Origin of the sequence: Streptococcus sp. 3705, assembly GCF_013277145.1 — a bacterium.
Taxonomy (GTDB): Bacteria; Bacillota; Bacilli; order Lactobacillales; family Streptococcaceae; genus Streptococcus.
Map to the genome: position 1 here is coordinate 1 of NZ_VMMJ01000036.1, position 24,638 is coordinate 24,638.

The 24,638-nt window shown below is 39.3% G+C and carries 22 protein-coding genes, 1 tRNA gene and 1 pseudogene; 4 read left to right on the top strand and 20 right to left on the bottom strand.

All coding sequences use genetic code 11. The annotated features are described in order from the left end of the window. The 20 genes and pseudogenes from HT714_RS08770 to HT714_RS08865 all read right to left on the bottom strand — a co-directional run. Positions 1-1,969, bottom strand: a pseudogene (locus HT714_RS08770) (MucBP domain-containing protein); the annotation flags it as partial. A 328-nt stretch (positions 1,970-2,297) separates the two neighbouring features. Next, positions 2,298-2,369 (bottom strand) — tRNA-Arg (locus HT714_RS08775). A 66-nt stretch (positions 2,370-2,435) separates the two neighbouring features. Then, positions 2,436-3,422, bottom strand: coding sequence for a GMP reductase (locus HT714_RS08780; RefSeq protein ID WP_000931175.1), 987 nt, complete (start codon positions 3,420-3,422; stop codon positions 2,436-2,438). Between the two features lie 201 nt (positions 3,423-3,623). Then, entirely contained in the window at positions 3,624-4,403 is a 780-nt protein-coding gene (locus HT714_RS08785; RefSeq protein ID WP_173251795.1) for a Sua5/YciO/YrdC/YwlC family protein, read from the bottom strand. Between the two features lie 27 nt (positions 4,404-4,430). After that, the gene (gene leuD, locus HT714_RS08790; protein ID WP_173251797.1) at positions 4,431-5,024 is read right to left on the bottom strand and encodes a 3-isopropylmalate dehydratase small subunit; all 594 of its coding nucleotides are present in this window, start codon (positions 5,022-5,024) and stop codon (positions 4,431-4,433) included. Between the two features lie 9 nt (positions 5,025-5,033). Then, on the bottom strand, positions 5,034-6,416 hold the full coding sequence (gene leuC, locus HT714_RS08795) for a 3-isopropylmalate dehydratase large subunit (protein ID WP_173251799.1): 1,383 nt from the start codon (positions 6,414-6,416) through the stop codon (positions 5,034-5,036). A 3-nt stretch (positions 6,417-6,419) separates the two neighbouring features. Next, a complete protein-coding gene (locus tag HT714_RS08800; protein ID WP_173251802.1) occupies positions 6,420-6,689 on the bottom strand; it encodes a DUF1294 domain-containing protein in 270 nt (89 codons plus the stop codon). Beyond that, complete coding sequence (leuB, locus tag HT714_RS08805) at positions 6,686-7,723, bottom strand: 3-isopropylmalate dehydrogenase (protein WP_173251805.1); 1,038 nt, start codon at positions 7,721-7,723, stop codon at positions 6,686-6,688. The genes HT714_RS08800 and leuB overlap by 4 nt, the downstream gene beginning before the upstream one ends. A gap of 11 nt (positions 7,724-7,734) precedes the next feature. Next, complete coding sequence (locus HT714_RS08810; protein ID WP_173251807.1) at positions 7,735-9,297, bottom strand: 2-isopropylmalate synthase; 1,563 nt, start codon at positions 9,295-9,297, stop codon at positions 7,735-7,737. Positions 9,298-9,611: 314 nt separating this feature from the next. Beyond that, a complete protein-coding gene (locus tag HT714_RS08815; protein WP_173251809.1) occupies positions 9,612-10,268 on the bottom strand; it encodes an MmcQ/YjbR family DNA-binding protein in 657 nt (218 codons plus the stop codon). A 43-nt stretch (positions 10,269-10,311) separates the two neighbouring features. After that, entirely contained in the window at positions 10,312-10,944 is a 633-nt protein-coding gene (locus HT714_RS08820; RefSeq protein WP_173251811.1) for a copper homeostasis protein CutC, read from the bottom strand. A gap of 91 nt (positions 10,945-11,035) precedes the next feature. Beyond that, a complete protein-coding gene (locus tag HT714_RS08825) occupies positions 11,036-11,395 on the bottom strand; it encodes a YbaN family protein (RefSeq protein WP_119919762.1) in 360 nt (119 codons plus the stop codon). Positions 11,396-11,499: 104 nt separating this feature from the next. Further along, the gene (gene topA / locus HT714_RS08830; protein ID WP_173251814.1) at positions 11,500-13,587 is read right to left on the bottom strand and encodes a type I DNA topoisomerase; all 2,088 of its coding nucleotides are present in this window, start codon (positions 13,585-13,587) and stop codon (positions 11,500-11,502) included. A gap of 165 nt (positions 13,588-13,752) precedes the next feature. Continuing rightward, a complete protein-coding gene (locus HT714_RS08835) occupies positions 13,753-14,796 on the bottom strand; it encodes a TIGR00341 family protein (protein WP_173217788.1) in 1,044 nt (347 codons plus the stop codon). A 546-nt stretch (positions 14,797-15,342) separates the two neighbouring features. Further along, complete coding sequence (dprA, locus tag HT714_RS08840; RefSeq protein ID WP_173251816.1) at positions 15,343-16,191, bottom strand: DNA-processing protein DprA; 849 nt, start codon at positions 16,189-16,191, stop codon at positions 15,343-15,345. Positions 16,192-16,278: 87 nt separating this feature from the next. Further along, positions 16,279-16,968 (bottom strand): sugar phosphate nucleotidyltransferase, encoded by a 690-nt coding sequence (locus HT714_RS08845; RefSeq protein WP_173251818.1) that lies wholly within the window; start codon positions 16,966-16,968, stop codon positions 16,279-16,281. A gap of 11 nt (positions 16,969-16,979) precedes the next feature. Next, the gene (locus HT714_RS08850) at positions 16,980-17,858 is read right to left on the bottom strand and encodes a DMT family transporter (protein WP_173251820.1); all 879 of its coding nucleotides are present in this window, start codon (positions 17,856-17,858) and stop codon (positions 16,980-16,982) included. Next, positions 17,848-18,717, bottom strand: a complete 870-nt coding sequence (licA, locus tag HT714_RS08855) for a choline kinase LicA (RefSeq protein ID WP_173251822.1) — start codon at positions 18,715-18,717, stop codon at positions 17,848-17,850. The genes HT714_RS08850 and licA overlap by 11 nt, the downstream gene beginning before the upstream one ends. A 16-nt stretch (positions 18,718-18,733) precedes the next feature. After that, positions 18,734-19,756: a ribitol-5-phosphate dehydrogenase gene (locus HT714_RS08860; protein ID WP_049524202.1), complete on the bottom strand. Its 1,023-nt coding sequence runs from the start codon at positions 19,754-19,756 to the stop codon at positions 18,734-18,736. Positions 19,757-19,760: 4 nt separating this feature from the next. After that, positions 19,761-20,468, bottom strand: a complete 708-nt coding sequence (locus HT714_RS08865; protein ID WP_000638493.1) for a 2-C-methyl-D-erythritol 4-phosphate cytidylyltransferase — start codon at positions 20,466-20,468, stop codon at positions 19,761-19,763. 440 nt (positions 20,469-20,908) lie between these two features. Here HT714_RS08865 and tacF point away from each other — a divergent pair, with 440 nt between their 5' ends. From tacF to HT714_RS08885, 4 genes are all read left to right on the top strand, one after another. Further along, on the top strand, positions 20,909-22,396 hold the full coding sequence (tacF, locus tag HT714_RS08870) for a type IV teichoic acid flippase TacF (protein ID WP_173251824.1): 1,488 nt from the start codon (positions 20,909-20,911) through the stop codon (positions 22,394-22,396). Positions 22,397-22,405: 9 nt separating this feature from the next. Continuing rightward, the gene (locus tag HT714_RS08875) at positions 22,406-23,209 is read left to right on the top strand and encodes a phosphorylcholine transferase LicD (RefSeq protein WP_173251826.1); all 804 of its coding nucleotides are present in this window, start codon (positions 22,406-22,408) and stop codon (positions 23,207-23,209) included. A 1-nt stretch (position 23,210) separates the two neighbouring features. Next, positions 23,211-24,020 carry a phosphorylcholine transferase LicD gene (locus HT714_RS08880; protein WP_138700105.1) on the top strand — a complete coding sequence of 270 codons (810 nt, stop codon included), beginning with the start codon at positions 23,211-23,213 and terminating at the stop codon, positions 24,018-24,020. Between the two features lie 160 nt (positions 24,021-24,180). After that, on the top strand, positions 24,181-24,638 hold a 458-nt coding region (locus HT714_RS08885), incomplete at its 3' end, for a transposase (RefSeq protein WP_173226936.1).

Consider the following 24,638-nt stretch of genomic DNA (forward strand, 5'->3'; position numbering starts at 1 on the left):
CTGTTTCATTTCCTTTAGTTGAAGCGTCGACCAATTCGTATACTTTTCCTTCTGGAGTAGTGATACGATTTGGTTTCATGTCGTTATCTGCAGTGTTGTAGTCTGAATTTGGTTTACCGTCTTTTGTATCAACAGCGTCCACTTGAATAGTGTTACCTTTTTCATCAGTGTAGTGAACTACTACTTGTCCTGCTTTTTCATAAACGTAAGTTACTTCTGTAGTTCCTTCTACAACAGAACCTTCTTCTGCTGGTGAAGTTTTGGGAACACCATTTACTGTAGTTTTTGTTTTAGTCTCGTCTAAATAGTAAACAGAACCATTTGCTTCCAATTTTTGAGGCTTTTCAGTATCATTTTCTTTAGTATTATATGTAACGTTTTCTGTATTTTTGCTTGTATTAACAACTACTTCTTGATTATTCGCATCAAGATAGTAAGTTTTTGTTTCAACTTCTACTACCGCATCAACAGTATCCTTATATGAATCTTTAAGAGTTGTCCCGTCTTCTGTTTGATAATGAACAGTAACCGAGCCTTTCTTTTCGACTCTACTCGTTTTTTCAGGACTATAAGTATAGGTGATCGTAGTATGACCACTACCTAAACGATAAGCACGCAGCGGTGTATAGGCTGTACGATAGTTATACGTCTCACGAGCAACGCCTTCAACGACCATATTATCGAAGTAGAGTACATTGTCTTCGGCATATCCATCCGTAAGACGGATATTTTTATCGGCATCGAATGCTACATCAGTAGCCGGTCTATTTTCTGAGTCTAAGGTCCCTCCTTTTTTGATTTCTTCATCTATGCCTTCAATTCCAGATTGCTGGACATATGAAAAGGCAAGGTATCTTTTCAAATTCCCTTCTGTATTTTCCAAACCTTTTGCTTGGATATAGGCTAAATAGCCTTTTAAAAATTCTCTACTTTTCTCATGACTGAGACGATCGGGATTGTCTTTGTAAACATTAATTGCCTCATAAAGCTCATGCAAACTAGATATATTATTATTTGGGGTAGGTAAGTTGAAGACATATGTAAAATTCACACTACTATGACTAGCGGTTACAAAGGTATTTTTTTCTAATACGAAGACATAATCTCCTTCCTTGACACCACCATCTTTAGCGATATTGTCAGAAGTATATTCTTTAGCCGTAGCTTCTCCTGCCTTAAAGGTGTCCTCTAACCATTTATCAGAGCTAGTAGCTGGCGTGTTGGCTACTACATATTTGCCGTAAGTCCCCTTACCAGTTTCTTCGACAATCCAAGTACGACCTCCTGGTTTAACCCCACTGTGGTTAATTTTCCCATCATTTTGAATAAGACCTTCAGAAGTTAGTTTTGCAGTCACAGTTCCAAGAGTAGAGTCAGAGTATACCCCTCCTCCATCACCGGTAATTTCTACAGCTGGATCCCCGATTTTATGATAGGTAGTATTATTTTTTTCAATAGTATCTTTTCCTACGGCACCGTGCTCTTTTGCCTTGGTTAAATCAGTATCGGTAATTTCGTTACCTTTTAATGATTTGAAGACTTTCCCATATTGTCCGTATACTTCATAATCTACCGAAATTTCTTTTTCAAAGCCTGCATCTTGATTTTGATTTTCTTCTAAAACAGTTCCATCAGTTGATACATATTTGTAGTCTACCTTACCTGTTTTAGTAATTTTATCTGTACCTGTTTCATTCGGTTTTGGATTAGGATCAAAATCTTTTGAATCATACTCATAATCACTACTCTCAATTTTCACATGTGCTGTATCTACTTTGATAGAACCCTTGCTATTTGATATAGTAGTAGTTCCATCTTTGTTATCGATAATAGCAGCTTCTACAGACTGAGTGTTGACAGACAAAGCGATAGCAGCACCCATAATGAGTCCGAGAGTACCTATTTTTACTGAGTCTGAACGACCGTTTTTTAATTTACGAATGGAAAAAATTTCCTTTTTATTTGACAAAATATCAAGCCTCCATATATATATATATATATATATATCAACCTAGTAACTTATTGAGAAAGAAATCTAAATTGTTGATTTTAGTATATCATTTTGTTCATAATTAGACAACTTTGACGTACAAAATATTTTATCTCTTCTGTATATTACTTCCACTAACTTCTAATATCAGAAAGAGGATTGTTAAATCATTTATCGCATTGTTAAGAATTTAGAAAATCTGTGCATTATAAAAAAATAAAACACATCGTATCAAGGTTTACTAGACATGATATTATGCGTCTTTATCATTTGTTATACTTCTACTCAGACTCCTGAGCTATTTACATCCACCCTGAGGGAATCGAACCCCCATCTCAAGAACCGGAATCTTACGTGATATCCATTACACTAAGGGTGGAAACTTGTTTTATTATAACAGAAATTTGCTCTAATAACAAGTTTTTTTCTAGCCGGATAGCCCGTCTTAGTGGGAAGCATCCCCATTCCAAATAGAGTTTTTCACGATAACATAATCAACATGTTTAAGGTCAGCAACCTGACGTCCACCTGCATAGGAAATAGCACTTTGAAGGTCTTGTTCCATCTCAGTTAAAGTGTCTTGCAAATGACCTTTTGCAGGAAGCAAGATGCGTTTGCCCTCCACATTTTTGTAAGCACCTTTTTGATATTGTGAAGCTGAACCATAGTACTCTTTGAACTGTTCACCATCAACTTCAATCGTTTTCCCTGGACTTTCGATATGTCCTGCAAAGAGGGAACCAATCATGACCATGCTGGCACCGAAGCGGATAGACTTGGCAATATCACCGTGAGTACGAATTCCTCCATCAGCGATAATCGGTTTACGCGCAGCCTTAGCACACCAGCGTAGAGCAGCCAACTGCCAACCACCTGTACCAAAACCAGTCTTGACCTTGGTGATACAAACCTTACCAGGACCGATACCAACCTTAGTAGCATCCGCACCAGCATTTTCTAATTCTCGCACAGCTTCTGGTGTTCCCACATTTCCAGCAATGACAAAAGTATCTGGCAATTCTTTCTTGATATGTTGAATCATAGAAATCACACTATCTGCATGACCATGAGCGATATCAATCGTGATGTATTCCGGAGCATCAGCCTTGAGCTGGCTAACGAAATCATACTCATAGTCCTTAACACCAACAGATATAGAAGCAATAAGCCCTTGTTCATGCATGCGCTTAATAAAAGGAATACGTCCTGCCTCATCAAAACGATGCATAATATAGAAGTAACCCCCTTTAGCTAGTTGCTCTGCTACATTTTCATCCAAAATCGTCTGCATATTAGCTGGCACAACAGGTAGTTTAAAGGTGTGATTTCCTAGAGTGACACTTGTATCCGCTTCTGCACGGCTTTTAATGACGCATTTATTTGGAATCAATTGAATATCTTCGTAATCAAAAATTGGAAATTCATTTAACATATCGATGTCTCGTTTCTTTTGTAATAACCTACCTATGCTTGCGCATCTCTACGTCTTTTCCGACGTTTCCTTAATTCATTATAAAACAAAGTACATTTTTTGTCAAATAATTTTATAATTTAAATTATATTGTTCGGATTTTACTTGCATTAAAAACAAAAGAAAGAGGAGAGATTATTTTCTCTCCATTTCTCCTCTATCCTAATAATACTCTCCCTGACGGTAGTCCCATGAGTTAAAGGTATCTGACAGGTGCATCATGATTTTATCAATGTCAAGTCCTTTGCGGATCACAACTGGAGCTGGTGAAGTTGAACGTGCTCCTCCTTGTTCTGGGATGAGTTTTCCGTCCTTATCGACCATAGAGACCATCACGCCTTGCTCGTAGCGAGTTTCAATCGTTTTGTCAGGTTGGATGGATGCCACGTAGTCATCTGCCTCGATAACAAGGTCCACTGCCCCTTCGATGCGTTCTCCGATACCTTCTACCTTACCTCGGTTTCCTTTTCCAGATGGGTTTGCTGATGAGGCGTAGACCATCTTGCCCTCTTCCCAAAGTTTGGCAGCCAATTGTTCACCAGCTTTCCCAAATTTGATAACGAAACAGCTAGTACCACGCACGTCAGTCATCAGTTCTTCACGGCCATCACCGTATGCTTTGAGTTTTTCAAAAGCTTCTGGTTTCCAAGGAAGGATACAACCAAGAAGAATATCTTCATCCCAATGTCTTTGGTAAAAGGTTTCAATTTCTGGGTTGAGTTGTGCTAAAGCGCGAAGCTCATCCATGCTACCACAGAGAACAACACCTGGTTTGTTACGGTTACGTTCTTTGGCTGCGAACTTACGCTCAAGTCCTGCCTTGTCACTAGTCATGATGATGTAACCAACTTTGGTAGGGCAAACGATACATCCGCCCTCACCTTTTAAAATGTCATAGCCTTCTTGTGAAAGTGTTCCCTTCCATTGAATGTGTTTTGTCATAGTTCTATTTCCTTTTCTATTTTTCTTCTAATCCTGCCAGTAGGTTGGTCGTTGTTTTTCATAGGCATCAATCAAATCTTCATACTGCAAAGTAATACCGATATCATCCAAACCATTTAAGAGTTTGTGTTTCCATTCGCTATCGATTTCGAAAGTGAATTCTCCAACTGGTGAGATGATTTTTTGTTGCTCTAAGTCCACAGTTACCTGATCAGTCGGTTGTAGCTGGGCCAGTTTCTCTCTAACCTCTCTGGGCTGAACAATAGGCAACATGCCATTATTGAGTTCATTATTGTAATGAATATCCCCAAAAGACCCTGCTATCACGACTTTAAAACCATAGTCCGCTAGAGCCCAAGCTGCATGCTCCCTCGAAGACCCTGCCCCAAAGTTATCTCCTGAGATGAGAATACTGGCTTTCCGATATTCAAGTCGGTTAAAGACAAAGTCTGGGTCCTCGGTGTACTTGTCATCCAGATAACGCCAAGCATACATGAGATACTTACCAAAACCTTTTTTATCAATCAACTTAAGAAACTGCTTGGGAAGGATTTGGTCAGTGTCGATGTTATCATTCATAAGAGGAACAGTCGTTCCCGTATAAACTGTAAATTTCTCCATATCCTCTCCTTACTGGGCCTCTGGCATCTGTCGAACATCTACGAAACGCCCTGCGATAGCTGCCGCAGCTGCCATGGCTGGACTGCAGAGATGGGTCTTAGCGCCAAATCCCTGTCTATCTTCAAAGTTGCGATTGCTGGTTGAGGCGCAATGAACGCCATCAGGTACCTTGTCAGGATTCATCCCTAGGCACATAGAGCAACCTGGGTCTCTCCACTCAAAGCCAGCATCTAGAAAGACCTTGTCCAAGCCCAACTTCTCAGCAGCTCTTTTGACAGGACGAGAGCCAGGTACCACGATTGCTGTTAGATTGGGAGCAATTTTCTTCCCTTTGACAAATCTAGCAGCCAGCTGTAAATCGCTGAGACGAGCATTGGTACATGAACCGATAAAGATATATCCTAGTTCAATATCAGCTGGCTTTTGACCAGGCTCCAAGTTCATGTAATTGTAGGCGCGCTCATCATTCATATCTTTAATTTCTGGGAAGCTACTGTCGAAGTCAACCCCCATAGCAGGATTGGTTCCCCAGGTCACCATAGGAGCCAAGTCTGAGACATCCATCCGGATAACCTTATCGTAAACGGCATCATCATCACTGACAATAGTTTTCCAATCCGCCACAGCCTCTTCGAAGTCCTCTGGAACACATTCTCGTCCTTTTAGATAGTCATAGGTGGTTTGATCTGGATTCATGATTCCCATCTTAGAGCCAAACTCAATAGACATATTGCAGATAGTCATTCGCTCTTCCATGCTCAGTGCCTCAATAGCTTGTCCACGATATTCCACGACATAACCAACACCACAAGCAACGCCGTACTTGGCAATCAAGGCTAAAATGAAATCTTTGGAATAAACTCCTTTTTGAGGAACACCAGAGAATTCTACCAACATTTTCTTGGGTTTGACCTGCCAGAGGGTCTGGGTAGCAAAGACATGCTCGACCTCACTAGTTCCAATCCCAAAAGCGATAGCTCCGAAAGCTCCGTGGGTTGCTGTATGGCTGTCTCCACAGACGATGAATTTTCCTGGTTGAGTCCGTCCTGTTTCAGGTCCAACCATATGAACGATTCCTTGCTTTTCGGAACCATGGGCCGCATGTTCGATCCCAAACTCCTCAACATTTTCAGCCAGTTTATCAATTTGAGCCTTAGAAATTACATCTCGAATATCGTAGATATTGACCGTCGGGACGTTGTGGTCAAAGGTTCCAAATGTCAAGTCTGGTCGTCTCAATCTGCGTCCTGCATCTCTTAATCCTTGAAAAGCCTGAGGACTGGTCACCTCGTGGATATAGTGCTGGTCCACATACATGAGTTGGGGCTGCCCCTCTTCTCCTGTGATGACATGGCGGTCCCATAATTTATCAAAAATCGATTTTCCTGCCATCCATTACCTCCAAATAACATATAAAGCTACTAGTGTAGTCACCATCCCAAGAAACCAAACCGTTTTAAAGTACCATTTTCGAGTCTTGTGGTGAAAAATGATTCCTGCTAGCCAGGCACCAAAACCACCACAAGTAAAAGCTAAAATGAGTAAGATTTTCCCTGGGATGCGCCAAACTCTTCTCCTTGCCTTAGATTTGTCAATGCCATAAATCAAGAAAACCATGACATTCCAAATCAAAAGGACTAGAGTAATTCTTTCGTCTAACTTCATAACCTTGCAATAATAGCTTCTGTCATTTCCTTAGTCGAAGCCTGTCCACCTATATCTCTTGTTAAAATGCCAGCCGCTAAACTAGCTTCAACAGCACGCTCAATACGCTCTGCATCCTCATAACGACCAAAACTATCTCTCAACATCATGGCCACTGATAAAATCATGGAGATAGGATTTGCAATGCCTTGACCAGCAATATCAGGTGCTGAACCGTGAATAGGTTCATAGAGACTTGGTCCATTTTCAGAATGACTGGCTGATGGCATAACTCCAAGTGTGCCAGATAGAACGCTTGATTCATCCGAGAGAATATCTCCAAAAAGATTCTCCGTCACGATGACATCAAACTTAGCAGGATTGGTAATCATGAGCATGGCAGCTGAGTCCACCAGCTGGTGTTCCAAGGTCACATCTGGGAAATCCTGTGCGACATCCTCAGCCACTCTTCTCCAGAGTTTTGATGTTGCCAACACATTTTGCTTATCGATGCTAGTAACGATTTTTCTCCGACTTCTTGCAATTTCAAAGGCTTTATGAATAATTCTATCCACTTCCTCATAGCTGTAGTCGTTGATATCACGCGCTTTTCGCTCTTCAAGGATATGATCTCCAAAGTAAATCCCGCCTGTCAACTCCCGTACCACGATAAAGTCTACACCTGAAATTCGTTCTGGTTTAAGAGGTGACAAATGCTTAAGACTGTCAAAGATTTTTACAGGGCGTATATTGGCATAGAGATTGAGTTCCTTACGGAGAGCCAGCAAGCCTTGTTCAGGGCGAATCGCTGCTCCATCATACTGAGGACTACCGATAGCCGCTAAGAGAATGGCATCTGCTTCACGACATACCTTGAGGGTTTCATCAGGTAAGGGATGGCCCGCTGCATCAATACCTGCACCTCCGAAGGGGCGTCTGTCAATCTCATAGTCAAAACCTGTTTTTTCAGCTAGAGCCTCCAGAACTTCTAAACCAGCCTCCATGATTTCTGGGCCAATTCCGTCCCCTGCTAGAGCTACTATTTTCTTTTTCATAGCCTTCTCCTTTACACACTAGGCATATCACGATAGGAAACGCTACGTCCCATCTCACCTGCATTCTCTTTTTGAACAAAAGTATTAGCATTGATATAGGCAATAGCAGAAGCCTTCAACACATCGAAATCAAGACCTGATGCATTAAAAATAGTTTCTGTATCTCTATTTTCAACAGTGACCAAGACCCGAGCTTGGGCATCGATTCCATCTGTTACCGCATCGATAGTGTAGGACACCAAGCGAACAGGTTGATTAAAGAACTTGTCGATAGCGTTAAAGATCGCTTCAACGGAACCTTGACCTGTCGCATTAAATTCGACCTTCTCACCATCCATATTGGCTAGGCTAACGAGCGCTTCGATGTCATTATCTGCATGGGTTTGCAGTTGTAAATCATCAAAGTGGAAGCCTTCTGGGTTTTCAACCATTGTTCCAGCTACCAAAGCTCGAATATCTGCATCTGTGATTTCTTGTTTCTTGTCGGCCAGTGCCTTGAACTTGGCGAAGAGTGGTTTGATGTCCTCTTCTGTATAATCTAGGGCCAGTTCTCTTAGTTTTTCAACAAAGGCATGGCGACCAGACAATTTACCAAGCGGAAGACTATTACTCTTAACCCCGACCAATTCAGGTGTGATGATCTCATAAGTGAGAGGATTTTTAAGGACTCCATCTTGGTGAATACCAGACTCGTGGGAGAAGGCATTACCACCAACGACGGCCTTGTTTTTAGGAACTGGGATACCTGAGAAGCGAGAAACCATTTCTGACGTATTGATGGTCTCATTTAGGACAATGCTTGTCTCTGCTTGATAGTAATTTTGGCGAATATTGAGGGCAACTGCAATTTCTTCCAAAGCAGCATTCCCAGCTCGCTCCCCAATACCGTTAATAGTTCCCTCTACTCGTCCTGCCCCATTCTTGACAGCAGCAAGGCTATTAGCCACTGCCATTCCGAGGTCATCGTGACAGTGAGGAGAATAGATAATCTGACGGTCTGTTTGTACATTGTCAATCAGGTGTTTGAAGATAGCACCATACTCTTCTGGCGTGGTAAATCCTACCGTATCAGGAATATTGATATAAGTCGCACCTGCATCTACAGCTGTTTGAACAACTTGCAGGAGGAAATCCAACTCGGTTCTAGTCGCATCTTCAGGCGAGAACTCGACCATTTCAAACTTAGAACGGGCATAGGAAACATGCTCCTTAATAGCCTCTAAAATCTCTTTCTTGCTCTTATTGAGCTTATACTTTCGGTGAATCGGACTGGTAGCGATAAAGACGTGAACCTGTGGATACTTGGCGTCCTTGAGTGCCTCATAGCAAGCATCAATATCAGACTTGACAGAGCGGGCCAGACCAGTTACCGCTGTTGTCTTCAAGACTTTGGCGATCTCCTGAACTGCTGTGAATGAATCTGGACTAGCAGCTGGGAAACCAGCTTCAATGGCTGAAATGCCCCATTTCTCCAGCTGCCTTGCAATGGCAATTTTTTCCTTGATTGAAAAATTAACACCGGGTGTCTGCTCTCCATCCCGAAGGCTAGTATCTAGAAATTCAACTGTTCTCATAAGATTTCCCCTTTTCCAAATGTGGTTTTAAAAAAACATCTCGCTAGGAATTCCAAGCGAGATGTTGATTTACTCCCGCTTGGTAAGCCAAACAGGACTAATGCTTTTTGCACTAGCCCGAGTACCTCAACAACAAAGCAAATTGATTAAACTTAGCTGTTTTCATGTTTGACTTTCTCCTTCGTTTGATATCTTGTTTAGTATTTTAGCATAGGCAAAAGCGCTTGTCAAGAAAAAATCCAATATTTTCTGAAAATTTCTTCAGTAGAGAATATTTTGCTAATTGAAAGTTATTGAAAGAATCTTGAAATGTTTCATTTTTTAGAAGTTAAATTCCAACTTCTTTCTATCAATTCCAGTACTTCTTCATCTACCAAAGTATCATCAAGCACCACACTAATCCAGTAATGCTTGTTCATATGAAAAGCTGGATAAATGCCCTTTTTTGAAAGTAAATCAGCTACTTGGTCATGTTTGAGATTGACTGCTTCCACTTGCCCTTCTCTACCCTTTTCCAGCTTATCCCAAGAGATTTTCATCAAGACGGCATACCACTTTTGATTGCCTTCATGCCTTAACACTGCCGTATCAGGCGATTTCTCCCACAGATATTCCAGCTGATTACCATACTTTTCCTGAATTTGAGTCATAATTCGCTTAGTCTGAGGACAGATAAAATCTTGCACATCAAAACAAGCCTTCCGAATCTGGTAAAGAATCTCCAGACAAGCCTCACGGACATTTCCGACAAAAGACCCTCTCATGCTTTCCATATGAACTTGAGGATAGAGATCTCCTGTTTCCTGATCAAAGACTTGAAAGCTCACATTATCAGCAGTGATGGATACAATCATGAAAAAGTCACCATCTAAAATCTGGCAACTATAGGTCCAGACTCCACTATTTTCTACAAAACCATAAGCATGAGCCTTTTCCTGATTAAATTGATAGGATTTAAAAATTTCAAACATAAGTGAAAACTGCTACCAAAAGCTAGCAGTTCCTTTCTATTTTTTAAAAGACAACCTTAGTTCCATGTAATTGTGTCACGCCCAGCTGGTCGATAAAGGTTTGACGGTTGTCCATGTCAATCCCTCCACCTGGTAAAATTTCAATCTTACCTTTAGCGTGCTCCAAAATTCTGTGATAATGAGCAAAACGTTTGTCTAGCGAGTCACCAGATACTCCAGCACGAGTTAAGATACGGGTGACACCAGCTTGGCTGAGCCAGTCAATAGCTTCTAACTGGTCTTCTTCGCTCAATTCATCAAAGGCCATATGAAAGACAATTTCCATTCCTTTTGATGCAGCAATTAGCTTCTCAAGATTAGCTTTATCCAGCTTTTTATCAGCAGTTAAAGCCCCAAATACAACTCCTTGACTTCCAGCCTGAGCAGTCAACCGAATGTCTTCTAGCATGATAGCAATTTCTAGGTCATTGTAGACAAAGTCGCCACCACGTGGACGAATCATAGTCATGATGGTCGTATCGTAGTTAGTTGCCAATTTAACCGCTGCCTTGGTCACTCCATAGCTTGGTGTTGTTCCTCCCACTGCTAGATTATCACAGAGTTCAATTCGACGAGCTCCAGCCTGCATCGCTTTTTCAAGCAAGGTCACATTTTCAGCACAAAATTCGTAAATCATTTGATTCTCCTTGAAGATTACTTTAAATTCATTATATCATATTGTTGTGAATATGCTTTCATTTTTATCAAGGCAAATAACTACTATTTAACTATTCTTTGTCTGGAATGACCTTGAAGAGATAATAAGTGATAAAGATGGTCAAGGCTCCCAGACCGATTTTGACTGGTAAGAGAGGGGCAAAATAAATGGAAATTCCCATCAAGATGTAGATGGATACGATGATTTTTTTCTTACGTTCACGCGCAATAGACTTTGTTTCTCGAAAATCAGCTACATAGCTCTGATAGAGCTTGGTATGATAAAGCCAATCTTCGAAGCGCTTGGAACTTCTGGAGAAACAAGCAATAGACAACAAAAGGAAAGGCGTTGTCGGCAACAAGGGTAAGACAACCCCAACAATAGCCAAGGCTAGTGATAAAAAACCAATTATCAGATAGATAAGACGCATAACTTCTCCTAGTTAAAATAATCTTCTTCTAGTTTCGCATAAAATGATGAATTTTGTCAAGTTCTAACCAAAAGAGCCTGAAATTCACTTTCAGGACTCTCTTCTTATTTAATCTTTTCTTCCTCGTAGTCACCCTTGCTACAAACAATCTGCTTGCCACCACCACGGACTTTTTTCTCCATGAGGAAATTGCCACATTTTGGACAGTCACGACCAACAGGCTTGTCCCAAGAAGTAAATTCACAGTCTGGATAGCGATTGCAACCATAGAAAAGGCGATTGCGTTTGGTTTTACGCTCAATGATTTGTCCCTGATGACAACTTGGACACTCAACACCAATCTCTTTCACGATTGCTTGGGTATGACGGCAATCTGGGAAATTGCTGCAAGCGTAGAACTTCCCAAAACGACCAAGTTTAATGACCATTGGACTGCCACACACTTCACAATCAAATCCAGCTGGTTCATCCTTGATTTGGATTTTTTCCATTTCTTCTTCAGCCTTGGCGACTTCTTTAGAAAATGGTTTGTAAAAGGCATCAATGACACGTTGCCACTGCTCTTTTCCGACTTCGACGTCATCCAGTTTACCTTCCATTTCAGCTGTAAAGGTCACGTTTACGATATCTGGGAAATATTCAACGATGAGCTTGTTAACAATTTCTCCCAACTCTGTCGGTTCAAAACGTTTGGCTACAAGGCGAACATAGTAACGTTTCTGAATAGTTTCAATGGTTGGTGCGTAGGTGGATGGACGTCCAACCCCATTTTCCTCCAAGGTCTTGATAAGGGTCGCTTCAGAATAGCGAGCAGGCGGTTGAGTGAAATGTTGCTCTGGTTTGCTATTAACCTGCTTAACCACATCTCCAACAGCCATATCTGGTAACATCTTATTCTTATCAGAATCATTATAAATGGCAAGATAACCATCAAACTTAACCTGACTACCATTGGCAGCAAATTGAACTCCATTTTGAGACAATTTAATGGCCATAGTATCAAAGACAGCAGCTGTCATCTGACTCGCTACAAAACGATTCCAAATAAGAGTATAAAGCTTGAGCTGATCCTTATCCAGATACTTAGCAATGCTTTCAGGTGTATTAAAGACACTAGACGGACGAATAGCCTCGTGGGCATCCTGAGCACCTGATGCATTTTTGACCTTGCTACCATGCTTAGAATACTTGCTACCAAAACGGTCCGTAATGAAACTTGCTGCTTCGTTCTGTGCCACTGGACTGATACGAGTCGAATCGGTACGCATATAGGTAATCAAGCCTTGCACACCAGAACCGATATTGATCCCTTCATAGAGCTGTTGGGCAACCATCATGGTCTTTCGAGTACGGAAGTTAATTTTATTGGCAGCATCCATCTGCATAGATGAAGTAGTATAGGGTAATGGAGCATTGCGCTTGCGCTCTTTCTTATCTACCTGATCCACTGAAAAGTCTTTACTAGTCAGACGAGACATAACTTCCTTGACCTCGTCATTGCTAGTCAGTTTCAGTTTTTTGCCATCTATCCCATAGAAGGAAGCCTGAAATTGCTTGGTTCCCTTTTTAAAGACAGCATCAATTGTCCAGTATTCTTCTGGCTGGAAAGAATTGATTTCATTTTCACGGTCAATGATGAGTTTAAGAGCAATAGACTGAACACGACCTGCTGACAAGCCCTTCTTGACCTTCTTCCACAAAATAGGCGAAATCGAATACCCGACCAAGCGGTCCAGGACACGACGTGCCTGTTGGGCATCAACCAAGTCCATATCGATCTTACGAGGTTCTTTAAAAGCATTTTTGACCGCATCCTTGGTGATTTCATTGAAGACCACACGGTTGGCATCATTTTCATCCAAGTTGAGAATGTGGGCCAAATGCCAAGAAATCGCTTCTCCTTCACGGTCCGGGTCACTCGCCAGAAAGACTTTATTAGCTTTTTTGGCTTCTTTTTTCAAGTCATTGATAAGAGGACCTTTTCCTCGGATATTGATATATTGCGGTTCATAATTATTTTCAATATCGACGGACATACTGGATTTCTTCAAATCACGGATATGCCCGACACTGGCTAAAACCTTGTAGTTTCTGCCGAGATATTTTTCAATCGTCTTGGCCTTAGCAGGCGACTCCACGATGACTAGATTTTTTTTAACTGTTGATTTTTTCTTTTTTGTTGCCGTAGCCACAGTATCACACCTTTTCAAAGTAATAAACTTTATAAAGTGTAAACCATTTTTTAAACCCTGTCAAGACTTAGCTACTATAATAGAAGAAAAGTTTATACTTAAGACCACAATCTTCCTTTGAGATACATAGAAGACTCGCGAGAAAAACCAGCTATTCTCAAGAAATTATTGTTCCTCAGACTCTGTATCAAATTTCTTGGCTTTTTCCTTTTCTTTTGCTTCCTTATCCTTGATATACTGGAAGAAATACTCTACCAGTTCTTCCTTGCTAAGTTGTTCTGAATCAGACAATTGTGAAACTTGAACAGAAACATCACTTAAACCATAGTCCCCCCTCTTACTGGAAATCATATCAAGTTCTTCTTCTGTCAAATAATTTCCTGAGATGGTTAGCTTTAGGGTATGAGTCTTTTTAGAATAGGTTTTTTTCAAAATATTATGCCCCTGAAACTGCTCTGATATAAATTTATTAAGGGACTCTTTTTTCAATGTTTCTCTGACTAAAGTCGTTGCAGAGATGAAACTCGGAATCATCAGCAAAACAGCAACTAGAAGCAAAATCCTGCGCATTTTAGAGTCTTCTTCATTATCTCTAAAATAGTGCTTCTTAACCATCATCAACCTGACACCTATATAAGTCGCAATGACAATAAAGCTACAATTGATGAGGAATAGGTAAGAGGAGCCTATGATAAATTTTAGATTAGCAGAAGCAATAGCATAACCTACCGTACAAAGAGGAGGCATCAAGGCGGTTGCAATCGCGACACCAGGGACAATATTATTGGTCTCTTTTTTCCTAGCACCAATAATACCTGCTATCCCTCCTACAAAAGCAATGAGAACATCCCAAATAGTCGGAGAGGTTCTAGCAACAATCTCCGAACTAGCATACGAAATGGGAGAAAGATAAAAATAAAGTGTTGAAGCTATTAAACTGGCAAGAATTTGAATAGCTAATATTTTAAAAGATTTTCTTAACAATTTAAAATCAAATATAGCTAGAGAGAGCCCCACCCCCAGAATAGGTGTCATCAAAGGAGAGATTAACATGGCTCCAATAATCACGGGAGTCGAATCCATATTTAATCCGATAGAGGCGATAAGCATGGCACATAGCAAAATCGCTAAATCACTTCTGGAGAGTTCTAATTCTTCATATATTTTATTTCTAAATTCTACCAACGAATACAGTTTATTATTTGTCACAAATATCTTCCTTTCCTAGCTAACTAGTCGCTAATACTCTTCGAAAATCTCTTCAAACCACGTCAGCTTCACCTTGCCGTAGATATATGTAACTGACTTCGTCAGTCTTATCTACAACCTCAAAACACAACAAGACAAAGCTGAGCTGACGTAAAAAGATTTTCTAAGAGTATCATCATAAATTTCAGACCATTTTTTATAATAACCATTTTATTTTTATCTGTCAAGGTCTTTGAATTCTTTCTTAGACAAGCCCTTGTAATCTCTACTTTTGAAGAATTTATTTTTCCTTACTGGCAATACTTGAGACGATACAGCTCCCTGATAATAAGCTGACCAAGATTAGTCACAAGCAACTCTCCTTTCTCAATTACACTAAATTGCTTTCCTTCCTATGGGAAAAGTCCTCCACTCCACTTATTCATTTAGAAAAAACGCATAATATCAAGTGCTGAAAAACTTGATAAAATGCGTTTTATTGTGGGGATATTTACTTCATTTTCTATTAAAAATTGATTTTTCTCAGAATTCTAGCTTAGGTCATTTTTAAAATTCAAATTCCGCAAGAACATCTTGCCCGCTGGTGACTAATTTTGCCCCTTCTTGAATCAAATGATGGCAACCGTCTGATAGTCCATCTAAAATGCTACCAGGTATAGCAAAGACATCGCGCCCTTCTTCCATTGCTCGCTCACAGGTAATAAGGCTACCTGAGCACATCTTAGCCTCTGCTACAATCACACCACGACAAAGTCCAGCAATGATGCGATTACGGGCAGGAAAATGAAATTTCAGAGGCTGTTCGCCAGGTCCATATTCACTGAGAACCAGATGGTCATTGCCGATGTAGTCTTGCAAGCGTTTATTGGCTTTAGGATAAAACACATCCAGACCTGTTCCAATCACTGCAATGGTTTTTCCGCTATTCTGAAGAACTGCCATATGAGCTGCTGTGTCAATGCCCTTGGCTAAGCCACTGACGATAACCAGTTCATTTTCCAATCCCTGAATGACTTTTTCAACTGACTTAGCTCCCTGTTTGCTACAAGCACGACTCCCCACGACTGCTACCTTTGGAAATTTCAAGAGGTCCAGATTTCCCTTGTAAAATAAAAGCACAGGTGCATCGTATATTTCACTCAAATCCCAAGGATAACAGTCATCTAAAATAGAGAAAGATGGAAATTTTTGAAACTCCTTCTCCAAATGCGCATCGTCTATCTGAAAATAACGTTCCATAAAAACGGCTGGATTACGGCAACCTGATATATCTGCAATATCACCTAACAACAGTTCTTGATCGACATTTTCACCATATTCTAGGACATTCAAAATCTGTTGATTGCTCAAACCTGATTTTTTTAACTTATAGATTTCATAGTTTGTGATTTTCATAAATATCTCCATTTCTTTTTCTAGTCATCTATTTATTCGTAAAAAATCAAAAAAACATCCGACAATTTTAGTCAGATGTTGGAATCTTTAATTTTCGTTTTTAAGAATTTCTTCTAATTTATGATAGTCTTGGACACTATCGATCTCATAGATGCTATTGCCTTCTAATTCTTCAACATAGACATCTAGCTCTTTGATGTTATCCTTAACCATATTGTCCCAGTAGAGATCAACAAATTCGCCACTTGCATAAGCCTTGTCAATAAAGCTAACAATTTTTGCTGCTGTTGGAGCATCCCAGAAGGATACACCACTAAGGATACGACCAGCCTTGCTATCAACAATAATGTCTTGAACCTTGTAGTCATCTCCATAGACCAAGAACCATTCGTTAGTACAATCTTCACGATAGACACTAAAATAAGTCGAACGTGTCAAATCATTGCGGAACATATTTTTAAAGAGATAGTTATCGGCATCGATAACATAACTGTTAGCTAATTCTTCTTTTACAAGATAGAGAGAGTAAAAGTTATTGTAGTCAGCGTATTTATCATTAAAAACGAGGCGAACTCCATATTTTTCTTTTAAGTAATCGAATTGTTCTTTAAGGTAACCAACTATGATGATGATGTCATTAATTCCTTTTTCTTTGAGAAACTCAATTTGGTATTCAATCAAAGGTTTTTGATTAACCTGAACCAAGGCTTTAGGGGTATTTTCAGTCATAGGACGCAAGCGAGTTCCCAATCCCGCTGCTAAGATAATGGCTTTCACACGAATCTCCTTTATTCTTTAATAATAATATAAACTCCAGCAATGACGACAAGTGACGTAATAATTGTCAGCATATCTAGCGGTGCACCCAAGAAAACAACTGCAAACAAGACAGTCCAAACTACATAACTCACGTTCAAGCCTGTAGCCTTGGCTGGTTGCAAGCGATTGATAGCGATATAATAAGCCAAGTAGGAAATCATATCAAAGGCTGCAAAGACAATCATAAGACCTAGCAATTGTCCATTGGCTACTGCAGTAAATGACTGATGAGAGAAGAGCACAATCACAAGATAGGACAAGAATGAAGTCACTTGACGAATCAAGAGGGCTTCGATTTCACTCAATTCACTTTCCATGGCAAAGGAGCTAAGAACACTCTCACTCCCCCATGCAATAGCACAAACTAAAGCACAAAGAATCCCAATGTAGAAAGAATTAACCTGTTCAACCTTATAAGTTTGAGCAATAATCCCTGCAATAATCAAGACAATCCCAAACACAGTATTTTTCGAAATCTTGTGCTTCAAAAAGAAGAAAGCCAATAAAACTGAAATCGCAGGGTAAATAGCCGATACAGATGAAGCCAAGGAACTTCCGATATACTTAACCGCATAAAGATTGGCCTGCATACCGATAGGGCCTGCTAGCAAGGCCCCGATGATCACACTCACATTGCGAATGTTTAAGAAAATTGAGAGACGAACTTTTCCTTCTTTTACCAAGAGAAAAGCTAGTAAGATAAAGATGCTCAAAAAATCATGAGCTGCAGCCACCACAAAGGGTGACAAATCTGTAAAAATCGAAAAGATGTAAGCACTAATTGTTAGACCTAAACCCCAGAAAATACCTGAGAGAAGGCCAAAAGGAACTCCGTTTTTACTTTTCATCTGAACCTCCATAATAAGCCAAACCTTTAACAGCTCTTTGGTAACGACTTACACCATAGTCACCAAAATCTGCGCCTTGCTCTTCCTTATAGACAGTCCATAGACTCCAAATAGTATCTTGTAAAATTTTATGAATGGCAATCTTTTCACGAGAGACAGGTGTTTGGTCACTCTCATAGTGAGATAAGAAAGCTTCTTCCTCTTGGGAAGTGAATTCAGACTCTAAAAAGAGGGCTGCCAAATCCCACATTGGATCATTCATTGATGAATATTCCCAGTCAATCAAATAAAGTCGTCCTTGAGGTGATTCGATAAAGTTTTCAGGCACCAAATCGATATGACAAGATTTTCTGTCAACACCTAAGTCAGCCAGTCTTTTCTCTAAGGCGAAGACTTCTTCTCGAACCGCTTCATAGTTGGCATAAGGGATTTTTTCCTCAATCAAAGATTCGTATTTTTTGATTTCTTCAAAAGGAGCAAATTCTCCTCTTAATTCCTTGCCAGAAGCATGAATAGTTTGTAATATTGGAGCAATTTTATCAAATTTGGTCTTGATTGACCTTGAATCAAGCGTAATAGCAGATTCGATATACTCATTTACTTTGATACCAGCTTCAATATCAAAAAGATAATTTTTTACATCTAGGTCTAAATCTTTAAGTAGTTCAAGATTGTACTTTTCATCTTGACGATTGATCAGTTTTTCTGTCCCTTTACCAAAGAATTTAACAATGTATTGCTTATTTGTTGTTTTGGCCAAATAGTTTTGATTGGTCATTCCCCCCAGTTGTTCAACACTGAGGACTTCCTCTTCTTGACTAAGTAGGGAAGAAATTTTTTCTTTAATGATTTTCTCCACAATTAACCTCCAGCACTTATACTTCCCACTTAAACACGGTTTTAAAGGCTGTGTTTAAATCGGTCGCAAAGACACGGTGAATATCTTTAATTTCTCTTACAGGTTCTTCTAAATAAAGGATATTTTTAAGACGATTGGCAAATTTCTTGACTTCCATCATTTGGATAGCATTTTCAAAATCAATGCGACCAGAACGAGAGGAACCAACCAAGAGCAAGCCTTTTTCTAAGGCATCGCGTGTATTGAGATTGACTTTATACTCGCTAACGCCCATCATGAGAATCGTTCCCTGAGGACGAATGTAGCGAATCAGGTCATTTATAGCCGGTCCAGTACCATTACCACCACAACACTCAAAAGCATGGTCAAAGGCCAAATCTTCAGGAATATTATCCGTAATATAGCATTCTTTGGCAAATGAGAAAAGTTCCAACTTTTCCCAATGACGACCAATAACCACAATCTCTGCTTCTGGCAAAGTATAATTTATAATATTAGCAACTACAAAAGCTAAACTTCCATCTCCGATAACGGCGATTCGGTCCCGCTTGCTATGAGCAAGGGTCAATAGACGATTCATAGCGTGCATGCCGACACTGACAAACTCTGTAATGGCTGCAACCGTATCTTCGATAGCATCATAAGCCACCACACGATCTTTAGGAAGAGAAACAAACTCTCTCATAAAGCCATCAAATCCACTAGACAAGAAATGAGTCCCTGTCATGTAGTTCTCATAGAATTCTTCATCACTCTGCATAGGAGGATGATTGGGAATCATGACAACTTTTTGCCCAACCTCGTAGGTTCCTGTCGGGTCAGAAATAACGGTTCCACATGACTCGTGAATCATTGCCATTGGAAGCTTTTTATTCAAAATCTTGGGATCACGTTTTCCTTGGTAGTAACGCTGATCCGCATGACAGACCGCCATATAATTAGGGCGGATGAGGATATGATTCTCTTGGTCAATAGCCTCTTCCTGGTATTTGACATTGATAAACTTGGGCTTAGTTAGTTGATAAATTTGATTAATCATTTTACTAGTCTTTCTCAATCATACTTTTTGCAATCTTCAAATCTGTTACGGTTGTAATCTTCAGATTTGAGTATTCACCCTTGGCCAAGGCCACATCTTTTCCTTTGATCACAAAGATTTTACATGCATCTGTCAAGATTTCCTTCTCTTCAGCAGAGAGAGAACCGTAAAGGTCCATGAAGTCCTTGCAACGGAATGTTTGAGGTGTTTGTCCTTGATAAAGGTGAGCACGATTTGGAATATCTGTAATGAATTGACCATTGGTACTTTCAACGATAGTATCAACCGCTTCTACCACTGTGTCCACTGCGTCATGATTTTGGGCAAGTTTAATATTGTCTTGAATCATGCGAAGTGTAATAAATGGACGAACAGAATCGTGGGTAACAACGATATCCTCTGGAGTAAGCGGACGATAAGCATCAATGGCTTCAATGATTTTCTCAATACTCGTATTGCGGTCAGCACCACCCTTTGTAATGATGATACGTTCCTTATGAAGAGGAAGATATTTATCTACAAGATCTTCTGCATGAGAAACCCAGTCTCCATGAACCCCAACTACAATTTTTTCAATACTTGGTTCCAAGACAAATTTTTCAATTGTATGAATCAAAATAGGTCGATCACCTAGCTCTAAAAATTGTTTTGGCAAGTTACTGATTCCCATGCGTGTGCCAGTTCCACCAGCAAGAATTCCTGCATAAATCATCTGTTTTCTCCTTTGTCTTACTAAAAAAACTTATTCTCTCTATTATACCACAATCTAGTCCTATCATGAAAGAAATACCGGCCCTCCCGTTCTAGAATAGAAGGATTAAGGAGTTCTATTATTCAAAGAAACTAGTCCATTTCTAGCAATGACCAGGAATTCTGTAGTCATTGCCAATAAATGGCTGTGAAATTTTAGAGTTCTTCAGAATAATATAGTTTTCTTAAAGAAAACTTAAAATTAAGCTTTGAAACTTCAAAGTGATTACTTGACTTATACTCAATGAAAATCAAAAAGCAAACTAGGAAGCTAGCCGTAAGCTGTACTTGAGTACGGTAAGGCAACGCTGACGTGGTTTGAATTTGATTTTCGAAGAGTATTACTGCCCTTCATTTCTTATTAGCTGACTTTATGATATAATGAAAAACGAGGTAAATTGAATGAAAAGTATAAAATTAAATGCTCTATCTTATATGGGAATTCGTGTCTTAAATATTATTTTTCCCATCTTAACTGGTACCTACGTCGCGCGTGTCTTGGACCGAACTGACTATGGTTACTTCAACTCTGTCGACACTATTTTGTCATTTTTCTTGCCCTTTGCGACTTATGGGGTCTATAACTACGGTTTACGGGCCATCAGTAATGTCAAGGATAACAAAAAAGATCTGAATAGAAACTTCTCCAGTCTTTTTTATTTGTGCATAGCTTGTACGATTTTGACCACTGCTGTCTATATCCTAGCTTATCCTCTCTTCTTTACTGATAATCCAATCGTCAAAAAAGTCTACCTTGTTATGGGGATTCAACTCATTGCCCAGATTTTTTCAATCGAGTGGGTCAATGAAGCTCTGGAAAATTACAGTTTTCTCTTTTACAAGACTGCCTTCATCCGTATCCTGATGCTGGTCTCTATTTTCCTGTTTGTCAAAAATGAACACGATATTGTTGTCTATACACTTGTGATGAGTTTATCGACACTAATTAACTATCTGATTAGTTATTTTTGGATTAAAAGAGACATTAAGCTTGTTAAGATTCACCTAAGTGATTTTAAACCGCTCTTTCTCCCTCTGACAGCCATGTTGGTCTTTGCTAATGCCAATATGCTCTTCACATTTTTGGATCGTCTCTTCCTCGTTAAAACAGGGATTGATGTCAACGTTAGTTACTATACCATGGCTCAACGAATTGTGACCGTTATAGCTGGTGTTGTAACAGGAGCTATCGGAGTGAGTGTGCCTCGTCTCAGTTACTATCTAGGAAAAGGCGATAAGGAAGCCTATGTCGCCCTTGTTAACAGAGGCAGTCGAATCTTTAACTTCTTTATCATCCCACTGAGCTTTGGTCTCATGGTTTTAGGACCAAATGCCATCCTACTTTACGGTAGTGAAAAATATATCGGAGGCGGTATCTTAACCTCTCTCTTCGCTTTTCGGACGATTATCCTGGCACTAGATACCATTCTTGGTTCCCAAATTCTCTTTACAAATGGTTATGAAAAACGTATCACAGTTTACACAGTCTTTGCTGGATTACTCAATTTGGGCTTAAATAGTCTCCTCTTTTTCAACCATATCGTGGCTCCTGAATACTATTTACTGACAACTATGCTATCAGAGGCCTCTCTACTTGTTTTCTATATCATTTTCATCCATAGAAAACAACTCATCCACTTAGGACATATCTTTAGCTATACTGTTCGATACTCTCTCTTTTCACTTTCCTTTGTAGGAATCTATTTCCTGATCAATTTCGTGTATCCTGTGGATATGGTCATTAATTTGCCATTTTTGATGAATACTGGTTTGATTGTCTTGCTATCAGCCATATCTTATATTAGTCTACTTGTCTTCACCAAAGATAGCATTTTCTATGAATTTTTAAACCATGTCCTAGCCTTAAAAAATAAATTCAAAAAATCATAGGAGTATAAAATGAAACAACTAACCATTGAAGATGCCAAACAAATTGAATTAGAAATTTTGGATTATATTGATACTCTCTGTAAAAAGCATAATATCAACTATATTATTAACTACGGTACTCTGATTGGGGCAGTTCGACATCAAGGCTTTATCCCTTGGGACGACGATATTGATTTATCCATGCCTCGAGAAGACTACCAACGATTTATTAACATCTTTCAAAAGGAAAAAAGTAAGTATAAGCTCCTATCCTTAGAAACTGATAAGAACTACTTTAATAACTTTATCAAAATAACCGACAGTACAACTAAAATTATTGATACTCGAAATACAAAAACCTATGAGTCTGGTGTCTTTATCGATATTTTCCCTATGGATTGCTTTGATGATCCTAAGGTCATTGATACTTGTTACAAACTGGAAAGCTTCAAACTACTGTCTTTCAGTAAACATAAAAATATTGTCTATAAAGATAGCCTCTTAAAAGATTGGATACGAACAGCCTTCTGGTTACTCCTTCGACCGGTTTCTCCTCGTTATTTCGCAAATAAAATCGAGAAAGAAATTCAAAAATATAGTCGTGATAATGGGCAGTATATGGCTTTTATCCCTTCTAAATTTAAGGAAAAGGAAGTCTTCCCAAGTGGTACCTTTGATAAAACAATTGATTTACCCTTTGAAAATTTAAGCCTTCCAGCACCTGAAAAATTTGATACTATTTTGACACAATTTTATGGAGATTATATGACCCTACCACCAGAAGAAAAACGCTTCTACAGTCATGAATTTCACGCTTATAAATTGGAGGATTAGGATGCAGTATTTAGAAAAAAAAGAAATTAAAGAAATTCAACTAGCCCTGCTAGACTATATTGATGAGACTTGTAAGAAACATGATATTCCTTATTTTCTCAGTTATGGAACCATGCTTGGAGCCATCCGCCACAAAGGTATGATTCCTTGGGATGATGATATTGATATTTCCCTTTATCGTGAGGATTATGAGCGTTTACTGAAGATTATTGAAGAAGAAAATCACCCTCGCTATAAGGTTCTCTCCTACGACACTTCTTCTTGGTACTTCCATAATTTCGCATCGATTTTGGATACTTCTACTGTTATCGAAGACCATGTTAAGTACAAGCGTCATGACACCAGTCTCTTTATCGATGTCTTCCCAATTGATCGCTTTACAGACTTGAGCATTGTAGACAAGAGTTATAAGTATGTAGCCCTTCGTCAACTAGCTTATATCAAAAAATCACGCGCAGTTCACGGTGATAGCAAATTAAAAGATTTTCTTAGATTATGTAGCTGGTACGCTCTCCGATTTGTCAATCCTCGTTACTTCTACAAGAAAATTGATCAGCTAGTCAAAAATGCTACAACCAACACTCCTCAATATGAGGGAGGAGTTGGTATTGGTAAAGAAGGAATGAAAGAAATCTTCCCAGTTGATACCTTTAAAGAACTGATTTTAACTGAGTTTGAGGGCCGTATGTTACCAGTTCCAAAAAAATATGACCAATTTTTAACTCAGATGTATGGGGATTATATGACACCACCATCAAAGGAAATGCAAGAGTGGTATAGTCACAGTATTAAAGCTTATCGCAAAAACTGATTAAGGGCAATTATACAAAGTATTGAGTGAGACTTGGAAAAAACTCAATTGCAGGAAAAAATGAAGTAAGTCCCCCACAACAAAACGCATAGTATCAAGTTTTTTTGAACTGCACCCCAAAAGTTAGATAGAAAAAATCTAACTTTTGGGGTATTTTATTATGAAATTAACTTATGATGATAAAGTTCAGATCTATGAACTTAGAAAACAAGGATATAGCTTAGAGAAGCTTTCAAATAAATTTGGGATAAACAATTCTAATATTAGGTACATGATTAAATTGATTGATCGTTACGGAATAGAGTTCGTCAAAAAAGGAAAAAATCGTTACTATTCTCCTGATTTAAAACAAGAAATGATTCATAAAGTCATACATGAAGGCTGGACTAAAGATAGAGTTTCTCTTGAATACGGCCTCCCAAGTCGTACGATACTTCTTAATTGGCTAGCACAATACAGGAAAAACGGGTATACTATTGTTGAGAAAACAAGAGGGAGAGTACCTAAAATGGGACGTAAGCCAAAAAAGAAACCTGAAGAGAGGACAGAATTAGAACGTCTTCAAGCAGAAAATGAGTACCTGAGAGCGGAGAATGCTATCCTAAAAAAGTTAAGAGA

What these genes read in the sequence shown, in the direction of transcription:
- HT714_RS08780 (WP_000931175.1), bottom strand. Translation starts at nt 3,422, where the DNA reads ATGTTAAATGAATTTCCAATTTTTGATTACGAAGATATTCAATTGATT.
- HT714_RS08785 (WP_173251795.1), bottom strand. Translation starts at nt 4,403, where the DNA reads ATGACAAAACACATTCAATGGAAGGGAACACTTTCACAAGAAGGCTAT.
- leuD (WP_173251797.1), bottom strand. Translation starts at nt 5,024, where the DNA reads ATGGAGAAATTTACAGTTTATACGGGAACGACTGTTCCTCTTATGAAT.
- leuC (WP_173251799.1), bottom strand. Translation starts at nt 6,416, where the DNA reads ATGGCAGGAAAATCGATTTTTGATAAATTATGGGACCGCCATGTCATC.
- HT714_RS08800 (WP_173251802.1), bottom strand. Translation starts at nt 6,689, where the DNA reads ATGAAGTTAGACGAAAGAATTACTCTAGTCCTTTTGATTTGGAATGTC.
- leuB (WP_173251805.1), bottom strand. Translation starts at nt 7,723, where the DNA reads ATGAAAAAGAAAATAGTAGCTCTAGCAGGGGACGGAATTGGCCCAGAA.
- HT714_RS08810 (WP_173251807.1), bottom strand. Translation starts at nt 9,297, where the DNA reads ATGAGAACAGTTGAATTTCTAGATACTAGCCTTCGGGATGGAGAGCAG.
- HT714_RS08815 (WP_173251809.1), bottom strand. Translation starts at nt 10,268, where the DNA reads ATGTTTGAAATTTTTAAATCCTATCAATTTAATCAGGAAAAGGCTCAT.
- HT714_RS08820 (WP_173251811.1), bottom strand. Translation starts at nt 10,944, where the DNA reads ATGATTTACGAATTTTGTGCTGAAAATGTGACCTTGCTTGAAAAAGCG.
- HT714_RS08825 (WP_119919762.1), bottom strand. Translation starts at nt 11,395, where the DNA reads ATGCGTCTTATCTATCTGATAATTGGTTTTTTATCACTAGCCTTGGCT.
- dprA (WP_173251816.1), bottom strand. Translation starts at nt 16,191, where the DNA reads ATGAAAATCACAAACTATGAAATCTATAAGTTAAAAAAATCAGGTTTG.
- HT714_RS08850 (WP_173251820.1), bottom strand. Translation starts at nt 17,858, where the DNA reads ATGAAAAGTAAAAACGGAGTTCCTTTTGGCCTTCTCTCAGGTATTTTC.
- HT714_RS08860 (WP_049524202.1), bottom strand. Translation starts at nt 19,756, where the DNA reads ATGATTAATCAAATTTATCAACTAACTAAGCCCAAGTTTATCAATGTC.
- HT714_RS08865 (WP_000638493.1), bottom strand. Translation starts at nt 20,468, where the DNA reads ATGATTTATGCAGGAATTCTTGCTGGTGGAACTGGCACACGCATGGGA.
- tacF (WP_173251824.1), top strand. Translation starts at nt 20,909, where the DNA reads ATGAAAAGTATAAAATTAAATGCTCTATCTTATATGGGAATTCGTGTC.
- HT714_RS08875 (WP_173251826.1), top strand. Translation starts at nt 22,406, where the DNA reads ATGAAACAACTAACCATTGAAGATGCCAAACAAATTGAATTAGAAATT.
- HT714_RS08880 (WP_138700105.1), top strand. Translation starts at nt 23,211, where the DNA reads ATGCAGTATTTAGAAAAAAAAGAAATTAAAGAAATTCAACTAGCCCTG.